The following is a 16,332-nucleotide window of genomic DNA, read 5'->3' on the forward strand; positions in this document are numbered from 1 at the left end:
CGACATCGAATTTGGAGGCCCCCGCCTGACCGATCATCCGCATTTCCCCTGCGCCGCCCCCTCCTTGACTCCTTCCAAATTCGTTATACAACATAACTATTCTGATAAGGACGCAAATGACACAGGGAAACGCCGAGACCGCCAACGCGGGCGCCTCCGGTCTGTTGAGGATCGAGCGGACGGACCGGGTTCTGACCGTGGGTCTGAACCGGCCGGCCAAGCGCAATGCGCTCAATGACGGCATCATCCTGGAAATCGGCGAGTGTTTTGCGTCCCTGCCCGAGGACATCGGCGCGGTCGTGATCCACGGCATCGGCGATCATTTCTCCTCAGGTCTCGACCTCTCCGAGCTGACCGAGCATGACGCGACCGGCGGCCTGCTCCATTCCCAGATGTGGCACCGGGTGTTCGACCGCATCCAGTACAGCCGCGTGCCCGTGATCGCGGCACTCCGGGGCGCCGTGATCGGCGGCGGGCTGGAGCTTGCCTGCGCCGCGCATATCCGAGTCGCCGAGCCCTCGACCTATTTCGCGCTGCCGGAGGGGCAACGCGGCATCTTCGTCGGCGGCGGCGGCTCGGTGCGGCTGCCGCGGCTGATCGGCGTCGCCAGGATGATGGACATGATGCTGACCGGACGTGTCTACAGCGCGACCGAGGGCGCTTCCTACGGCTTCGCGCAATATCTGACGGAGGCCGGCAACGGGCTCGGCAAGGCGCTGGAGCTTGCGACCAAGATCGCCTCCAACGCGCCGCTGACCAATTTTGCCGTGCTCCAGGCGCTGCCGATGATCGCGGAGGCCAATCCGCAGACGGGTCTGTTGATGGAATCGCTGATGGCCACCGTCGCGCAGAGCGACAAGGAGGCTAAGCGCCGGATCCGCGAGTTCCTCGAGCACAAGACCGCGAAGGTAAAGCCGAAGTCATGAGCGCGCAGCCGTCCTCTTCCAGCACGGAGCGCGGCGCGAGCACTTTCCCGCTGCGGCCGATCTCGTTCGGCGATCCCGCCGTCAACGTCGAGCGCCGCGATGACGGCACGATTTACCTCAGGCCGAAGCAGCCGCTCGGCGACTATCCCGTCCGCATCACCGAGCGCCTGCATCATTGGGCGACGACGACGCCGGACCGCGTCTTCATGGCCGAGCGCGAAGGCGGCCGCGGCTGGCGCAAGATCACCTATGCCGAGCTGCTGACCGCGAGCCGGCACATCGCGTCGAGCCTGATTGCGCGCGGATTGTCCGCAGAGCGCCCTGTCGTCATCCTCTCCGGCAATTCGATCGACCATGCGCTGCTCGCCTTCGGCGCGTTCTACGCGGGCGTTCCGTTCTGCCCGGTGTCGCCGGCCTATTCGCTGGTGTCGAAGGATTACGGCAAGCTGTCCTATCTGATGAAGCTGCTGACGCCTGGCCTCGTCTTCGCCGAGGATGCCGACAAGTTCGCCGACGCACTCACCGCCAATGTCTCGCTCGGCACCGAGATCGCCGCGTCCTATGGCCACGTGCCGGGCCGCGACGTCACCCTGCTCGCCGACCTCATGGCGACGCCGCTCCGCCGCGATCTCGACGAGGTCCACGGCAGGATCGGCCCCGACACGATCGCAAAATTCCTGCTGACCTCGGGCTCGACCGGCAATCCCAAGGCCGTCATCAACACCCAGCGCATGATCTGCGCCAACCAGGTGATGCTGCGCGAGACGCTCGCCTTTCTCAAGGACGAGCCGCCCGTCATCATCGACTGGCTGCCCTGGAACCACACCTTCGGCGGCAACCACAATATCGGCCTGACGCTCTACAACGGCGGCTCGATGTACCTGGACGCCGGCAAGCCGATGCCCGGCGGCATCGAGGAGACCGTGCGCAATCTCCAGGAGATTTCGCCCACGGTGTATTTCAACGTGCCCAAGGGCTACGAATCGCTGCTACCGTATTTGCGCGACGATCAGGGCCTGCGCGCAAAGTTCTTCGACCGGCTGCACGCGATGTTCTTCTCTGGCGCGGCGCTGTCGCCCTTCGTCTGGGACAGCCTCGACGAGCTCGCGGTGAAGGAAAAGGGCTACCGCGTGCCGATGCTAACGGGCTTGGGCGCGACCGAGACTGCGCCGTTCTTCATGTCGGTCAATCCGCGCACCAGCCGCTCCGGCCATGTCGGCCTGCCGGTCTCGGGCAACGACGCCAAGCTGGTGCCGAACAACGGCAAGCTGGAGGTCCGCTGCAAGGGGCCGAACGTGATGCCCGGCTACTGGCGCCAGCCCGACATCACGGCGAAATCTTTCGACGAGGAAGGCTTCTACAAGCTCGGCGATGCGCTCAAGCCGGCCGATCCTGATGATCTCAACGCCGGCTTCGACTTCGACGGCCGCGTCAGCGAGGATTTCAAGCTGGCGAGCGGCACCTGGGTCAGCGTCGGTCCGTTGCGCGCACGCTTCGTTGCGGCCTGCGCACCGCTGGTGCGCGACGTCGTCATCGCCGGCATCAACCGCGACGAGATTTCCGCGCTCGTCGTGCTCGATCTCGACGGTTGCCGGCTGATCAACCCGACGCTGCCGACCGACGATCTCGTCGTCGCGACGCGCGACCGGCTGGTGCGCGAGGCGTTTCGCGAGCGCCTGACCCATTTCCTCGCTTCGGCCACGGGCTCCTCGACACGGATCACGCGCGCGATCCTGATGGACACGCCGCTCTCGATCGACAAGGGCGAGGTCACCGACAAGGGCTCGATCAACCAGCGCGCGGTGCTGGAGCATCGCGGCGAGCTGATCGAGGAGCTCTACGCTGCCAATCCATCGAACCGTGTGATATCGGTCGGATAAACCATCGCCAAAGGAGAATGCCATGTTGTTGAAGGATCAGGCAGCCATCGTCACCGGCGGCGCATCGGGGTTGGGTGCGGCGACTGCGCGCAAGCTGGCGGCGCAGGGCGCCAAGGTCGCGGTGTTCGATCTCAATGCCAAGCTCGCGGAAACCGTCGCCGCCGAGATCAAGGGCGTCGCCGTGACCTGCGACGTCTCGGATGCCGCTTCCGCTGAAGCCGCGATCGCGCAGGCGACGAAGGCCCACGGCCCGGCCCGCGTGCTGGTCAATTGCGCCGGCATCGGCGTTGCCAAGCGCGTGGTCGGCCGCGACGGCCCGATGGCGCTCGCCGATTTCGACAAGGTGATCAAGGTCAACCTGATCGGCACCTTCAACATGCTGCGCCTCGCCGCGACCGAGATGTCCAAGCTCGAGCCGCAGGCGACCGGCGAGCGCGGCGTCATCATCAACACCGCCTCGGTCGCCGCCTATGACGGCCAGATCGGCCAGTCGGCCTATTCGGCGTCCAAGGGCGGCATCGTCGGCATGACGCTGCCGATCGCGCGCGAGCTCGCGCAGTTCGGCATCCGCGTGCTGACCATTGCGCCCGGCCTGTTCCTCACGCCGCTGCTCGCCAACCTGCCGCAGGAAGCCCAGGACTCGCTCGCCGCAGCGATCCCATTCCCGCGCCGGCTCGGCAATGCCGACGAGTTCGCCGCGCTGGCGCTGCACATGGTCGAGAACGCCTACCTGAACGGCGAAGTGGTGCGCCTCGACGGCTCGCTGCGCATGGCGCCGAAATAAATCGATGAGCGGGATTACAAAAGCGACCTCGACCTTACCTCTCCCATTGGGAGAGGTCGGCGCGCAGCGCCGGGTGAGGGGCCCTGCCCCATCGAGAGACCGTACTCCCTCACCCAAATTGCTGCGCAATTCGACCTCTCCCTCCGGGAGAGGTGTGTCACAGCGCTAGTGGATGCATAACTTATGTTCGTGAACCGGCGCGAGGTCCAGATCCAGTGGGGCGATTGCGACCCCGCCAACATCGTCTATTACCCGCGCTATTTCGCCATGTTCGACGATTCGACCTCGACCCTGTTCGAGGTCGCCGGCTTCTCCAAGCAGGACCTGGTCCGCAAATACGGCCTGGTTGGCATTCCCATGGTCGACACGCGGGCCAAGTTCTACATCCCCTCGACCTATGGCGACTGGATCACCATCGAAACCAGGATCGAGAGCATCAAGCGCTCGAGCTTCGAGGTGAAGCACAACGTCTACAAGGGCGAGGCGCTGGCGCTCGAGGGGTTTGAGACCCGCGTCCTGGTCGGCCGCGATCCCGTTAACCCCGACAAGCTGAAATCCGCACCATTCCCGGCGGAAATGGTAGCCAAATTCACGGGGAGTTAAGTCTGGAGCTAAATCGCCGCATCACCAAAAGAGGGGGCTGAATTACCCCCCAATTTCTGCTTTCAAAGAAACTCGTCAAGGGAGGAATAGATGAAACGCTTTTACCTGACCGCCGCCATCACCGCGGCCGCGCTGGCGCTGCCAGCATTGCCTGCGCTGGCCCAGACCAGCGAAATCACCATCGGCATCACCACCACCACGACCGGCCCGGGCGCAGCCCTCGGCATTCCCGAGCGCAATGCGCTGGAATTCGTGCCGAAGGAGATCGGCGGCGTGCCGTTGAAGGTGATCGTGCTCGACGACGGCGGCGATCCCACCACCGCGACCACCAACGCCCGCCGCTTCGTGACCGAGTCCAAGGCCGACATCATCATGGGCTCGGCCCTGACGCCGCCGACCATCGCGGTTTCCAACGTCGCCAACGAGGCCGGGATCCCGCATTTCGGTCTTGCGCCGTTCCCGATCACGCCCGAGCGCATGAAGTGGTCGGTCGCGATGCCGCAGCCGATTCCGATCGTGGGCAAGGTGCTGTACGATCACATGAAGACCAAGGGCGTGAAGACGCTCGGTTATATCGGCTATTCCGATTCCTACGGCGACCTCTGGTTCAACGACCTCAAGGCCCAGGCCGTGCCGATGGGCATGACCATCGTCGACGAGGAGCGCTTTGCCCGTCCTGACACCTCGGTGACCGGACAGGTGCTGAAGCTGGTCGCCGCCAATCCCGACGCAATCCTGGTCGGCGCGTCCGGCACCGCGGCCGCGCTGCCGCAGACCGAGCTGCGCGAACGCGGCTACAAGGGCCTGATCTACCAGACCCATGGTGCTGCCAGCATGGACTTCATCCGCATCGCCGGCAAAGCGGCGGAGGGCGTGCTGATGGCCTCCGGGCCCGTCATGGACCCCGAGGACCAGCCGGACAGCGCGCTGACCAAGAAGCCGGGCCTCGCGCTGAACTCGGCCTATGAAGCCAAGTATGGTCCGAACAGCCGCAGCCAGTTCGCCGGCCATTCCTACGACGCGTTCGAGATCCTCAAGCGCGTGATCCCGACGGCGTTGAAAACCGCAAAACCCGGCACGCCGGAATTCCGCGAAGCCATTCGCCAGGCGCTGCTGACGGAGAAGGAGCTGGCGGCGAGCCAGGGCGTCTACAACTTCACCGAAAAGGACCGCTACGGCCTCGACGAGCGCTCGCGCATCCTGCTCACGGTGAAGGACGGCAAGTACATGCTGGTGAAGTAGGCGCGCGAAAGATGTGAGACGACGAGAGCCGGCCCATCGGGCCGGCTCTTTTGTTTTCCGCTTCTAGAATGGCATCGCCACTGAGGTCGTCATGGCCGGGCTTGTCCCGGCCATCCACGGCGCGAAGAACGTGGATGCCCGGGACAAGCCCGGCCATGACGAAGCGGATACGCCGCGTTCCTACGCCGCCTGCCGCAGCGGGGTCCAGGCGAACTCCGGATAGTAATTGTCCATCATGCGATCGACATAGGCGGTGAGGTTTGGAAATCCCTCGGCCCGCTGGCGCAGTCCGGACTCGAAGAAGGGCGTCAGGATCCCCGCGAGCACGCCGAATGCGGTGGCATCGACGCCGCAAGGCTCGCTGCCCATCAGGTACGCCTTGTCGCCGAGTTGCACCGACAGCGCGAACAGCGAGCGCACCGCGAGATCAACGTCGTCATCCGGCGCATGGCGGCCGAGGCCGGAGAGCAGATAGTTCTCGGCGACCCGGAATTGCGCATCCTCGCGCAGCTTCTCGCGGTTGTGCTCCGGCGCGCCGTCGAAGAAATGCGCAGGCCCCTTGGCGAAATTGACCGGATCGACCCAGCGTGCGCCGACCAGCGCCCAGTAGACGTGATGCTCGATCATGCGCTCGAAGGCCCAGGCCTGCGCACGTTCCTGCAAAGAGAGCCCGGCATCGAAATCGAAGCCGTAGCGGCGCTCGATATGGGCGCGGATGAAGGTGGAATCGGCCACCGCCTCGCCGCTGTCGTCAATGAATGGCAGCTGCCCCTTGGGGGAAGCGGGCGGCATCGCCCGCTCCTTCCGGTAAGGCAGCCCCGCCATCTTGAGCTGCACTTCCGTCTTGGTGACGAAGGGGCTGATTTCCGGCAGGCCGAAACCGGCGCCAAAGCCGTAAAGCGTGATCATGCGGGCTCTCCTGAACCTGTCGAACGAATTGACGGAACCTAGCGGCCGGCTGCTGCCACCATGGTGGCAGCAGCCGTGATATCTTCTGCGAAGCGCGCCCCTCGCCAGGCGCGGCCCATCACGTGGCGGACCAGCGCATCCGCGGCATGGAGCAGCGAACGCGTCACGGCGGTCGCGAGCGCAAAGCGGAGGTCGACGACCGTGACATCAAGCGAAACGAGGCGGCTGAATGCCCAGGCCTGCCACGCCTGGACCTGGAAAGGCTGGCTCCGCCACAACGGGCCGGCCGGGCCGAAATGGGTTGGAATGATCATGGACAAATCCTCTTCAGTCGATGTGTTGTCCCGGTATAGAACTCCCCTGCTGCCAACATCCTGTCAGCAGCCGCGCGCCGCCTTCTGAAAAGACCACCGGGAAAAAAGCAGCGACAAGGGACCTGTCATGAGACGCGCCGACCGGCTGTTTCAAATCATCCAGGTGCTGAGGCGCACGCGGAAGCCGCTGACGGCGGACGCGATCGCGGCCGAACTCGAGACCTCGAAGCGCACGATCTATCGCGACATCGCGACGCTGATCGGCCAACGCGTGCCGATCCGTGGCGAAGCCGGCATGGGTTACATTCTGGAGAAAGGCTTTGACCTCCCGCCGCTCATGCTGACACCCGACGAGATCGAGGCGGCGGTGCTGGGCGCGCAATGGGTCGCGGGCCACGCCGACTCCACGCTGGCGCGCGCGGCCGAAGATTTGATGGCCAAGATCGCCGACACCGTGCCTGAGCGCCTGCGGCCTTTCGTGCTGGAGCCGGCGAGCCGGGCGCGGCCGAGCTGGAACAGGGAACCGGACCGCCTGGACATGGCGCGCACCCGCACCCAGATCCACGAAGGCAAGAAGATCATGCTACGCTATCGCGACGAGCAGGGCCGCCCCAGCGAGCGCGTGATCTGGCCGATCTCGGTCGGCTATCTCGAAGCGGTGCGGCTGCTGGCGGCCTGGTGCGAGCTGCGCGGCGACTTCCGCAGCTTCCGCACCGACCGCGTGGTCGAGGCGACCTATCTCGACGAGAAATATCCGGAGCGGCGCGACGTGCTGCGCGCAAGATGGCGGCAGAGCCTGGTGTGGGGTCCGCCAAAGGATACGTGAGGACGATGGAAGAGATCGACCTGTCGAGTTGTTGCCAGGGTTGCGGCGCCTGCTGCGGCTATTCGCAAAACTGGCCGCGCTTCTCGATCGAGAGCGACGAAGAGCTTGCCGCGATTCCCGGAGGGCTGGTCAATGCGCGCCAGTCCGGCATGCGCTGCGAGGGTGATCGCTGCTCGGCCCTGCAGGGAGAGATCGGAAGGATGACGGCCTGCGGCATCTACGAAGTGCGGCCGGAGGTGTGCCGCACCTGCATGCCGGGCGACGCCGAATGCGCGATGGCACGGCGGAAGTTCGGGTTGCCCGTTATAGAAGGCGCTTAGGCGGGAACGGGTTCGCTGATTTCATCGTCGAGCTCGTCATCGAGCGGTGCGAGCACCGAGAGCGGCTTGGTCGACAGCGTAATCGGCTTGCGCCCGCCGGACAGCGACGGTGAAGATTTCGCCGTGCCTTGGCGCGACAGCGCGAAGAGCGTCGAACCGACGCGGCCGCCGTTCTCGACCAGGTCGCGCTCGCTGCAGCTCGCTGCGATCGCGACCGCCAGCGAGTGCAAATGGCTGCGACGGTAGCAGAACAGCGCCAGCCTGGCGCGCGCGTCAGGGGGAACACTCTCAACCAGCCTCGGCAGCCCACTCTCGCTGGCACGATACATTTCGCCAAGGAGCTCGTCGCGGACCGGGCAGAAATCGCTTTCAAAGGTGTCGCGGCTTGAAAACATTGCAGTTCTCCCTCGTGTCAGGAAGATGCAGCGCAATTCTCTAACGAAAGGTTAACCACGCTGCCCGGTAGTGGCCCGGGGTGCTTGCCCCCTGGCCGCGAATCGGACGCGCGGGGCGCAAATGGCCTCCCGGCGTCATGGCCGGGCTTGTCCCGGCCATCTACGGAGAGCCGCGAAGAACGTGGATGCCCGGGACAAGCCCGGGCATGACGACCTTTCGTGATGCAAGCGATTGCTTCCAGCCAAAGGCGGCAGGACGGCCGCCCTCAGTTCGCCGCCATGAAGATGGAGAGGCCGAAGCCGGTCAGGTGATGCAGCGCCTGGTCGACGCCGATCAGGGTCCAGAACCAGGGATGCGCAAGGTCGACGCCGAAATTGGCGGAGACGAAGCCCTTGGCGCGGTCGATCGTGATGTGGATCGCGAAGTCGATCAGCGCCACGAACCAGAATCTCGGCGCCACGATCAGGATCAGCGGCAGCGCAACGGCAAGGTGGATCAGGCAGTGCACCAGAAGCGGCAGGGCCCAGCCATGCTTCTGGTCCTTGCCATGCGCCATCCAGGCGGTCTGGAGAACGAAATCGGCGATGATGTGCTTGAAGGTGAGCAGCAACATCCAGCCAATGAGCGCTTCAACCGGAATCGCCGATGACATGGGAGGAAACGACAAGCTGACGCCTCATTGACGTGACGAGAAGAATTGGAGCGTTCAGCGCAACTTCTTCTTGGGCCGGTCAAATCGCCGGGACGCGCGATTTATGACATTTCCCGCGGCGGAATGCAGCCGGGGGAACCGGAAAATCGCCAAGTGTGGCTAACTGGTGATAGGATGACCAATCGCCGCGGACGTGTCGCGTCCGGTTACCTCCGGCTCGAAATTTGCGTTCTGTTACCGTCGCGCTATCATCGACGACAGAGAATATCTTTCTTTTTTCAGACATTTACGAACTGCAGGGCGCCCGCCGCGAGCCGACCGCCATCCGAGATTAAGGCCAGGTGCTGCCATGAGTACTGAAGGCCCCACCTCATCCCCGACCGAACCGCCGCCCCGGCGCCCCAAGGTGATCAAGACAAACCAGCAGCAGGTTTTCCTCTACGTCGTGCTGACCCTGCTGCTGTCGTTCGCCGCCGTCTGGGGCGGTCGCGCCTTGCTGCACAATTCGGAGACGCTGACCTTTGCCGTCGGCGCTCCCGACAGTGACGAAGCGCTGTTCGCGGCCAAGCTCGCCACTGTGGTGAAGGACAACGCCTCCCGCGTCCGGATCGAGATCGTCAACAACGCGGATAACGCCAAGGCGCTCGCCCAATTCGACCGCAAGCAGGCTGACCTCGCCGTCCTGCGCAGCGACTCCAAGGTGCCGCTGCGCGCGCGCACGCTCGCGATCCTCGAGCATGATCTCGTGCTGCTGCTCGGGCCCGGCAACAAGAAGATCAAGTCCCTCTCCGAGCTCAGGAAGAAGAAAGTCGCGGTCGTCGCCGAGAACGAAGCCTCGCTCGCCTTCGTCCGCAGCATCCTCGAGGTCCCGGACGGCCCCGAGGCTGCGAGGGTCCAGATGGCGCCGCAGGGCGCAACGCTCGACAGGCTGTTTGGCCCGCCGAACGGCTTTGGCGCGGTGGTCGCCATCGTCCACGCCTCCAGGGCCGTCAGGGACAAATCCTATGAGCAAGTCGCCAGACGCGGCGGCTTCACGCTGAACGCGATCGACGAAGCGAAGATGCTGGCCCGCAAATTCCCGGGCATCTCCGGCGAGACACTGACGGCAGGCACGTTGTCGACATCGCCGCAAATTCCCGACGACGATCTCGACACGATCGGGCTCGAATGGCTCCTGGTCGCACAATCCAGAATGTCCCCGACGACGGCAGGCGAGCTCGCGCGTATCATCTACGAGAACAAGTCTGCGCTCGGCCTCGACAACGGCTTCGCCACCAGGATAGAACCCGCGTCCGTCGAGAAGGATGCGTTCGTGATCGCGCACGGGGGCGCCGCCGATTACATCAACGACGACACCAAGTCGTTCATCGATAAGTACAGCGACCTGATGTATGTGGGCGTGGCCGCGCTCAGCATCATCGGTTCGATCTTCGCGGCGATCTACGCCAAGATCACGAGGATCGCGCCGGAGAAGGCCAGCGAGCTCTCCACCGCCATCCTCGACATCGGCGAGCGGATCGAGCATGCCCACTCGCTGGACCAGCTCGAATGTCTCCAGGACGAGCTGGAGGCCATCTTGCGCGGCGCCGTTATCGGCCTCAGAGACGGCACGATCAGTACCGACGGGCTCGACACCTTCAAGCTCGGCTACGAGTTCGTCCGGGACGAGATCGGCATGCGCCGCGACTATCTGAAACGTCATGCCGGCGAAGCCGACAAGACGGTGGGCGATGTTGGCCCGGCCCAGCTGGACGACAGCAATGTCGTGGTGGTGAAGACCGCCCAGAGCGCCTGATCCGCCGGTTTGGGGCCGCTCGCCGTCGCGCCGCACGTCAGCCGGCCGCCTGGAACTCCGCCCATTCGCAATTGTTGGCTTTCCGGCTGCAACCGGAGAATGCGGCATGCGTGCACTCCTTATCATCCTTCTGCTGGCCATGCTGGCGGCGGCCGGCTACTTCGCCTATTCCGCAATTGCGGTGGAAGGCGAGCCGATCCCGACGGAAGGCTATGTGGCGCTGGCGCTGGGCGCGGGGTTTTCCGTCATCGTCGGCGTCGGGCTCATGGTGCTGCTGTTCTTCAGCAGCCGCCGCGGCTACGACGAGCCGCCAAGTTTCAAGTAGGCACTCCATGAGCGACGGCGGCACGGACGCGCGCGCTCGGTGCAGCCGTGCCAATGAAACTACCTGCAATCGTTGACGGCCTCCGCCGGGGCGGGCACTTTGGCGCCGACAATGGAGACAAGAATGTCGGACACCGCCGAGGCAGCCACCGGCCCCCTGATCGAAATCACCGGCGCACGCGCCACCATCCGTCTCAATCGGCCGAAACATCTCAACCGGCTCCAGGCGGAGGATCTCGGCGAACTGACCAGACTGTTCGACCGGGTCGAGGCCGATCCCGATATTCGCGTGCTGGTGCTGACCGGCACCGGGCGCGCCTTCTCCGCGGGCTATGATCTCAACTCGGTGGCGGAGCGCGCAGTCAGCGCGAGCGAGCAGCAGAGCGCCGGCTCGGCCTTCGAGGTGGTCGTCAATCGGCTGGAGGATTTGGGCGTACCGACCATCTGCCGGCTCAACGGCGGCGTCTATGGCGGCGCGACCGACCTCGCGCTCGCCTGCGATTTCCGGATCGGCGTCGATACCGCGGAGATGTTCATGCCGGCGGCGCGGCTTGGGCTGCATTATTACCCGAGCGGCATCAAACGCTACGTGACGCGTCTCGGCGTGGACAATGCGAAAAAACTGTTCCTGACCGCACAGAAGATCGGCGCGCCGGAGATGCTGCGTATCGGCTATCTCACCGCGATGGTGCCGGTGGAATTCCTCGACGAGGAAATCGACAAGCTCGCTGGCGCCCTCGCCGGCAACGCCCCGCAGGCGATGCGCGGCATGAAGCGCGCCATCAACGAGTTCGCTCGCGGCGAGCTCGATGAACCCGCCGCCGACCAGCGCCACCGCGACAGCATGCGGGGCGACGAAATCAAGGAAGGCATCAAGGCGTTTGCCGAGAAGCGGGCACCGCGGTTTTAAGGGATCGGTTGGTGTGCACGAGAGCGCGCCTCACACTCCGCCGTCGTCCCGGACAAGCGCGCCTCAAGCGCGCGCCGATCCGGGATCCATAGCCACAGGCAGAAGTTGCGGCGCGAGGCTGGCAACTCCGAGTCTTCGCAAAACCAAATCCTGTGGATATGGGTCCCGGGTCTGCGCTTGCGCTTGCCCGGGACGACAGCGGAGAATGAGGCACGAGCCGCCTATCCCCCAGCCGCAGCCGCATGCTGCGCGGCCATTTCATCATCCGCCGCATTGATACGCTGGAACGCCGGTCGCGCCGTCATGCGTTCGGCATAGCGGACGAACACGTCCTTCTTCGGCACGATGCCGAACATCATGGTCCAGCTGAAAGCGACGCCCCACAACACGTCGGCGGCCGTCATGCGCTCGCCGAGCAGGTACGGGCCCTTCGACAGCTGCGCCTCGAGCGCACCCAGCATGGTGTCGTAATCGGCATAGGGCGATTGCGTGATCGGCGCCGGCTCGCGCTGCATGAACTTGTCGATCAGGGCCGGCTCGAACGACGATCCGTAATATGCGATCCAGCGCAGATAGGGGCCGCGCAGCGGATCGTTCAGGGCGGGCGTGAGGCCGGCCTGCGGAAACAGGTCGGCGAGGTAGATGGTGATGGCGACCTGCTCCGTCACCAGCGCCTCGCCGTGACGGATCGTCGGCACCTTGCCGAGCGGGTTGATAGCGAGATAGGCGGGCATGCGCTGCTCGCCGGCCTTCATGTTGAGAACGTGAAGATCGTAAGGAGCCCCCAGTTCCTCCAGCAGCACCCGCGTGCCGGTGGCGCGCGTTTGCGGCGAGTAATACAGCGTGATGCGGTTCGGATCGGTCATGGCGGTCTCCATCTGGCCTTTTGGCGATGGCGCAGCTTGTAGCGAGCCATACCTGACATCCTCTGTCAGGTATGGTTTAAGGGAGCATGCGCGCGAGCCGGATGCTGTCGATCCTCACCACCCTCCAGGCCAGGGGACGGGTCACCGCGCCCGCGCTCGCGGAGGCCTGCGAGGTCTCGGTGCGCACGATCTATCGCGACATCGACGCGCTCGCGGCGTCCGGCGTTCCCGTTTACGCCGACCGCGGCGCGGAAGGCGGCTATCGCCTGCTCGACGGCTATCGCGTGCGGCTGAACGGCCTGTCGCAGAGCGAGGCGGGCGCGCTGTTCCTGGCGGGATTGCCCGGCCCGGCGGCGGCGCTCGGGCTCGACGCCGCGATGATCGCCGCGCAGAACAAGCTGATGGCTGCCCTGCCCGAGAATCTGCGCGAAGACGCCGGCCGGATGCAGGAACGTTTTCATCTGGACGCACCGGGCTGGTTCGGCGAGGCGGAAGACCCAAAGCACCTGCGCGCCATTGCCGGCGCCGTTCTGCGCGGGACGCTGATCAAGATCCGCTACCAGAGCTGGCGCGCGGAGAAGCAACGCCGCGTCGCGCCGCTCGGCCTCGTGCTGAAGGGCGGCGGCTGGTATCTCGCCGGCCAGGTCGACGGCAGCGTGCGCACCTATCGCGTCGCGCGCGTGCTCGACTGCACGGCGCTCGACGACCGTTTCGATCGTCCCGCCGGCTTCGATCTCGCTGCGTACTGGCAGGCCGCGACGCTGCGCCTGGAAGCCGAGATGCATCCCAATGTCGCGATGGTGCGGCTGTCGCCGTTCGGCGTCAAACTGCTCGACGCGCTGAGCCAGCCCTATGTCAAGGCACGCACGCAGCTTGAAGAGACCGTAGATGCCGATGGCTGGCGCATTGCGCGAGTCCCGGTCGGCAAGACGTCGTGGCACGCCGCGGCGGAATTGCTGCGGCTCGGCCCCGAGGCCGAAGTGCTGGAGCCCGCCGATCTCCGCGAGAAGATGATCGAGCTGACGCAGGCGATGGCCGTGCGCTATCGCGCGGTGCGAAAAGCTTGACGGCAGCACACTTTGTCGCAGGCCACGAAACAATCCTGAAACACGATTCTCCGCATCCCGTGTGAACGCGATCGCATCTCATCTCGACCGAGATGCAGGGACACAACAATGGCCCCTGCGCCAAATGGAGAATGAAGATGTTTCGTAAGCTTGCTCTCGGTCTGATCGCTGCCGGCTCGCTCGGTGTTGCCGCCCTCGCGCCCACCGCGGCCTCGGCGGGCGGCTTCCATCACCATCACGGTCATCACCACTGGGGTCCCGGCTGGGGCGTTGGCGGTATCTACCTCAACACGGGCGTCAGCAACTGCTACCAGGAGCGCCTCGTCCGGACCCGTCACGGCCTGCGCGTGCGCGTCGTGAATGTCTGCGCCTACGGGATCTACTGATATTTCCCCTCGCGGCAAAGCCCCGATCGCAACGCGATCGGGGCTTTGCGTCTGGCTAGCCGGCCTGCCGCTGCCGGCGAAACCAGGCCCAGGTCTCGCGCGTCGTTCTGATGTAGCCGCGGCCGCGATGGACGATCTCGCCGTCAACGATCTCGTTCAGCTTCGGCAGCGCGTGAAAGGGGATCGAGGGATAGGCGTGGTGCTCGACATGGTAGGGCATGTTCCACGCGAACCATTTGACGACCGCGCCGGTGTAGGTGGTGCGGGTGTTGTGGAAGGCGCTGCGGGTGCGGTCGCAGCCGGTATGCTCGGCGTAGAGGTAGGGCCGCAGGAAGAACTGCCCGATGATCAGCGGCACGATCCAGACCCAGAGCAGCAGCGCCGAGGAAAACCAGAGTGAGAGCGCGAGCAGCAGCGCATAGAGTGCCACATGGATTCGCGCCTCCGTCACGATGACGGCGCGCTTGCTCTCGGGGATCCAGGGCACGGTGACCTTGCCGATGAGCGCATGGCCAAGCATCAGCTGCAGCCGGCCGGCGACCTGGAGCAGGCCGCTATAGGCGAGCGCGAGCTGCGTATCCGATGCCGGCTTCACCCCAACGATCAGCTCGGGATCCCTTTCCGGATCCTGCGTGTAGCGGTGATGGTCCCAGTGAAACAGGCAGTAATATTCGTAAGGCAGTCCGATGATGAAGGCCGAGAGATAGCCCACCGCGAGATTGAGGCCGCGGCTCCTGAACGCGGTCTTGTGCGCGGTCTCGTGCACCGCCATGAACAGGAAGGCGACGACATAGCCCTGCACCACCATCAGCGGCAGCGCCCAGAGCACGCCCCACGTCGCCGTAACCTTCCAGATCAACGCGCCCAGCAGCAGGATCACGCCGTAATGGCCAAGGCTCTGCGCCGCCCCCCTGACATTGGAGCGAACCGACAATTCGCGCAGCATGGCCGGTGTCAGCGGCTTCAGGCGATGACCAGGCTCTGAAACGGTTGCGTCGCTCATGATCGGTTGCTGCCCTACTTGTTGAGAAGCGCGGCGATCTCGGCCTTGATGAAGGCTTGGTCGCGCGGATTGTTGACGGGGTTGCCGGCGCGATGGCCATGCAGCGATGGGATCGGATGCAGCACGGCCGATTTCGCGCCGACGAGCCGGCCGAGTTCGTCCTCGTTGTCGCGGACGTCGAAATAGCGATCGGTCGCGCCCGGCATCAGCAGCATGTGTGCTTTGATCGCCGCCAGCGCCCGGTCGAAATCACCCGCGAATGTCGGGCAGCGGCTGACGTCGCCATTCTGCCAGATCCCGATCTGCGCCAGGAGGTCGTTGGCGTCGCGCCGCGCAAACGTCGCGTCCCAGGCACGGACGAGATAATCCTCCAGCGAATTGAAGCCGGCCTCGCGCCAGAGCGCGTCGCGATAGAAGCCGTGCGACATCGCCCAGCCGGCATAGACGCGCCCCATGGCGCGATAGCCGGCGACGGGTCTTTCGGCGAAACGGCCGTCGCGGAAGGCTGGATCGGCAGTGAGCGCGGCCTTCACGCTTTCCAGGAAGACGTAATTGTAGGGCGCGCAGCGGGCGCTGCCGCAGACGACCGCCGCACGCTCGACCATGTCGGGGTGCAGCGCCGCCCAGTGATAGGCCTGCATACCGCCCATCGACCAGCCATAGACCATTGCAAGCCTTGAGATGCCGAAGCGTTCGGCGAGCAGCCGGTGCTGGACCGCGATGGCATCGTGATAGGTCACCGCGGGGAAGGGCGCGGGCGTATTCGACGGCGAGGACGACAGACCGTTGCCGAACAGGTTCGGGATGATGATGAAGTAACGCGTAGGATCGAGCACGCCGTCGGGCCCGATCAGCCATTCAGTATCGGTGTGCTGCGCACTGAACGAGGTCGGATAGAGGATGACGTTGTCCCGGGCCTGGCTCAGCGTGCCGTAGGTCTTGTAGGCGAGCTTCAGGGAGGGGAAGACGGTCCCGGACCGGAGCAGGACGTCCCCGGCCTCGAATATCTCGTAGTCGCGCTGCGCCGCCATGCATTCAGCTCCCGCTCACGGAGGCCGCAAAACCCCACGGCTTCCGCGATGCATCGATCATGCCGGATCCACAGATGCGTCGTTTTGCGGCCGGCCTC

At 65.0% G+C, this 16,332-nt stretch carries 19 protein-coding genes; 12 read left to right on the forward strand and 7 right to left on the reverse strand.

Annotation, left to right across the window (positions count from 1 at the left end):
* Positions 1-116 precede the first annotated feature (116 nt).
* The 5 genes from ACM42_RS21775 to ACM42_RS21795 all read left to right on the forward strand — a co-directional run bounded on the left by ACM42_RS21775 (position 117) and on the right by ACM42_RS21795 (position 5,435).
* A complete protein-coding gene (locus ACM42_RS21775) occupies positions 117-926 on the forward strand; it encodes a crotonase/enoyl-CoA hydratase family protein (protein ID WP_271529852.1) in 810 nt (269 codons plus the stop codon).
* On the forward strand, positions 923-2,806 hold the full coding sequence (locus ACM42_RS21780; protein ID WP_271529853.1) for a feruloyl-CoA synthase: 1,884 nt from the start codon (positions 923-925) through the stop codon (positions 2,804-2,806). The genes ACM42_RS21775 and ACM42_RS21780 overlap by 4 nt, the downstream gene beginning before the upstream one ends.
* 22 nt (positions 2,807-2,828) lie before the next feature.
* Positions 2,829-3,590 carry an SDR family NAD(P)-dependent oxidoreductase gene (locus ACM42_RS21785; protein ID WP_271529854.1) on the forward strand — a complete coding sequence of 254 codons (762 nt, stop codon included), beginning with the start codon at positions 2,829-2,831 and terminating at the stop codon, positions 3,588-3,590.
* 183 nt (positions 3,591-3,773) lie between these two features.
* A complete protein-coding gene (locus tag ACM42_RS21790; protein WP_271529855.1) occupies positions 3,774-4,193 on the forward strand; it encodes an acyl-CoA thioesterase in 420 nt (139 codons plus the stop codon).
* A 90-nt stretch (positions 4,194-4,283) separates the two neighbouring features.
* Positions 4,284-5,435 carry an ABC transporter substrate-binding protein gene (locus ACM42_RS21795; RefSeq protein WP_271529856.1) on the forward strand — a complete coding sequence of 384 codons (1,152 nt, stop codon included), beginning with the start codon at positions 4,284-4,286 and terminating at the stop codon, positions 5,433-5,435.
* A 180-nt stretch (positions 5,436-5,615) separates the two neighbouring features.
* Here ACM42_RS21795 and ACM42_RS21800 read toward each other — a convergent pair whose 3' ends face one another.
* Complete coding sequence (locus ACM42_RS21800) at positions 5,616-6,344, reverse strand: glutathione S-transferase family protein (RefSeq protein ID WP_271529858.1); 729 nt, start codon at positions 6,342-6,344, stop codon at positions 5,616-5,618.
* Positions 6,345-6,382: 38 nt separating this feature from the next.
* Positions 6,383-6,658, reverse strand: coding sequence for a hypothetical protein (locus ACM42_RS21805; RefSeq protein ID WP_271529860.1), 276 nt, complete (start codon positions 6,656-6,658; stop codon positions 6,383-6,385).
* Between the two features lie 127 nt (positions 6,659-6,785).
* Here ACM42_RS21805 and ACM42_RS21810 point away from each other — a divergent pair, with 127 nt between their 5' ends.
* Both ACM42_RS21810 and ACM42_RS21815 read left to right on the forward strand, forming a co-directional pair.
* Entirely contained in the window at positions 6,786-7,484 is a 699-nt protein-coding gene (locus ACM42_RS21810) for a helix-turn-helix transcriptional regulator (protein WP_061029950.1), read from the forward strand.
* A gap of 5 nt (positions 7,485-7,489) precedes the next feature.
* Complete coding sequence (locus tag ACM42_RS21815) at positions 7,490-7,804, forward strand: YkgJ family cysteine cluster protein (RefSeq protein WP_271529862.1); 315 nt, start codon at positions 7,490-7,492, stop codon at positions 7,802-7,804.
* Here ACM42_RS21815 and ACM42_RS21820 read toward each other — a convergent pair.
* Both ACM42_RS21820 and ACM42_RS21825 read right to left on the reverse strand, forming a co-directional pair.
* On the reverse strand, positions 7,801-8,199 hold the full coding sequence (locus ACM42_RS21820) for a hypothetical protein (protein ID WP_271529863.1): 399 nt from the start codon (positions 8,197-8,199) through the stop codon (positions 7,801-7,803). The genes ACM42_RS21815 and ACM42_RS21820 overlap by 4 nt on opposite strands.
* Positions 8,200-8,465: 266 nt before the next feature.
* Positions 8,466-8,813 (reverse strand): DUF3307 domain-containing protein, encoded by a 348-nt coding sequence (locus tag ACM42_RS21825; protein ID WP_050995144.1) that lies wholly within the window; start codon positions 8,811-8,813, stop codon positions 8,466-8,468.
* A gap of 388 nt (positions 8,814-9,201) precedes the next feature.
* On the opposite strand from ACM42_RS21825, the gene ACM42_RS21830 reads away from it, so the two are divergent.
* From ACM42_RS21830 to ACM42_RS21840, 3 genes are all read left to right on the forward strand, one after another.
* The gene (locus ACM42_RS21830; protein WP_271529865.1) at positions 9,202-10,647 is read left to right on the forward strand and encodes a TAXI family TRAP transporter solute-binding subunit; all 1,446 of its coding nucleotides are present in this window, start codon (positions 9,202-9,204) and stop codon (positions 10,645-10,647) included.
* A gap of 106 nt (positions 10,648-10,753) precedes the next feature.
* A complete protein-coding gene (locus ACM42_RS21835) occupies positions 10,754-10,972 on the forward strand; it encodes a hypothetical protein (protein ID WP_271529867.1) in 219 nt (72 codons plus the stop codon).
* Positions 10,973-11,095: 123 nt separating this feature from the next.
* Positions 11,096-11,881 carry an enoyl-CoA hydratase/isomerase family protein gene (locus tag ACM42_RS21840; protein ID WP_271529868.1) on the forward strand — a complete coding sequence of 262 codons (786 nt, stop codon included), beginning with the start codon at positions 11,096-11,098 and terminating at the stop codon, positions 11,879-11,881.
* 221 nt (positions 11,882-12,102) lie between these two features.
* On the opposite strand, the gene ACM42_RS21845 is transcribed toward ACM42_RS21840, so the two are convergent.
* Positions 12,103-12,747: a glutathione S-transferase family protein gene (locus tag ACM42_RS21845; protein ID WP_271529869.1), complete on the reverse strand. Its 645-nt coding sequence runs from the start codon at positions 12,745-12,747 to the stop codon at positions 12,103-12,105.
* An 86-nt stretch (positions 12,748-12,833) separates the two neighbouring features.
* Here ACM42_RS21845 and ACM42_RS21850 point away from each other — a divergent pair, with 86 nt between their 5' ends.
* Complete coding sequence (locus ACM42_RS21850; protein ID WP_271529871.1) at positions 12,834-13,814, forward strand: helix-turn-helix transcriptional regulator; 981 nt, start codon at positions 12,834-12,836, stop codon at positions 13,812-13,814.
* Positions 13,815-13,951: 137 nt separating this feature from the next.
* Complete coding sequence (locus ACM42_RS21855) at positions 13,952-14,200, forward strand: hypothetical protein (RefSeq protein WP_028179940.1); 249 nt, start codon at positions 13,952-13,954, stop codon at positions 14,198-14,200.
* A gap of 55 nt (positions 14,201-14,255) precedes the next feature.
* Here the strand turns inward: ACM42_RS21855 and ACM42_RS21860 are convergent, their stop codons facing one another.
* A complete protein-coding gene (locus tag ACM42_RS21860; protein ID WP_271529873.1) occupies positions 14,256-15,203 on the reverse strand; it encodes a fatty acid desaturase in 948 nt (315 codons plus the stop codon).
* A 14-nt stretch (positions 15,204-15,217) separates the two neighbouring features.
* The gene (locus ACM42_RS21865; protein ID WP_271529875.1) at positions 15,218-16,234 is read right to left on the reverse strand and encodes an alpha/beta fold hydrolase; all 1,017 of its coding nucleotides are present in this window, start codon (positions 16,232-16,234) and stop codon (positions 15,218-15,220) included.
* Positions 16,235-16,332: the final 98 nt, after the last annotated feature.

Origin of the sequence: Bradyrhizobium sp. CCBAU 25338 (genome assembly GCF_028128965.1) — a bacterium.
GTDB lineage: Bacteria > Pseudomonadota > Alphaproteobacteria > Rhizobiales > Xanthobacteraceae > Bradyrhizobium > Bradyrhizobium liaoningense.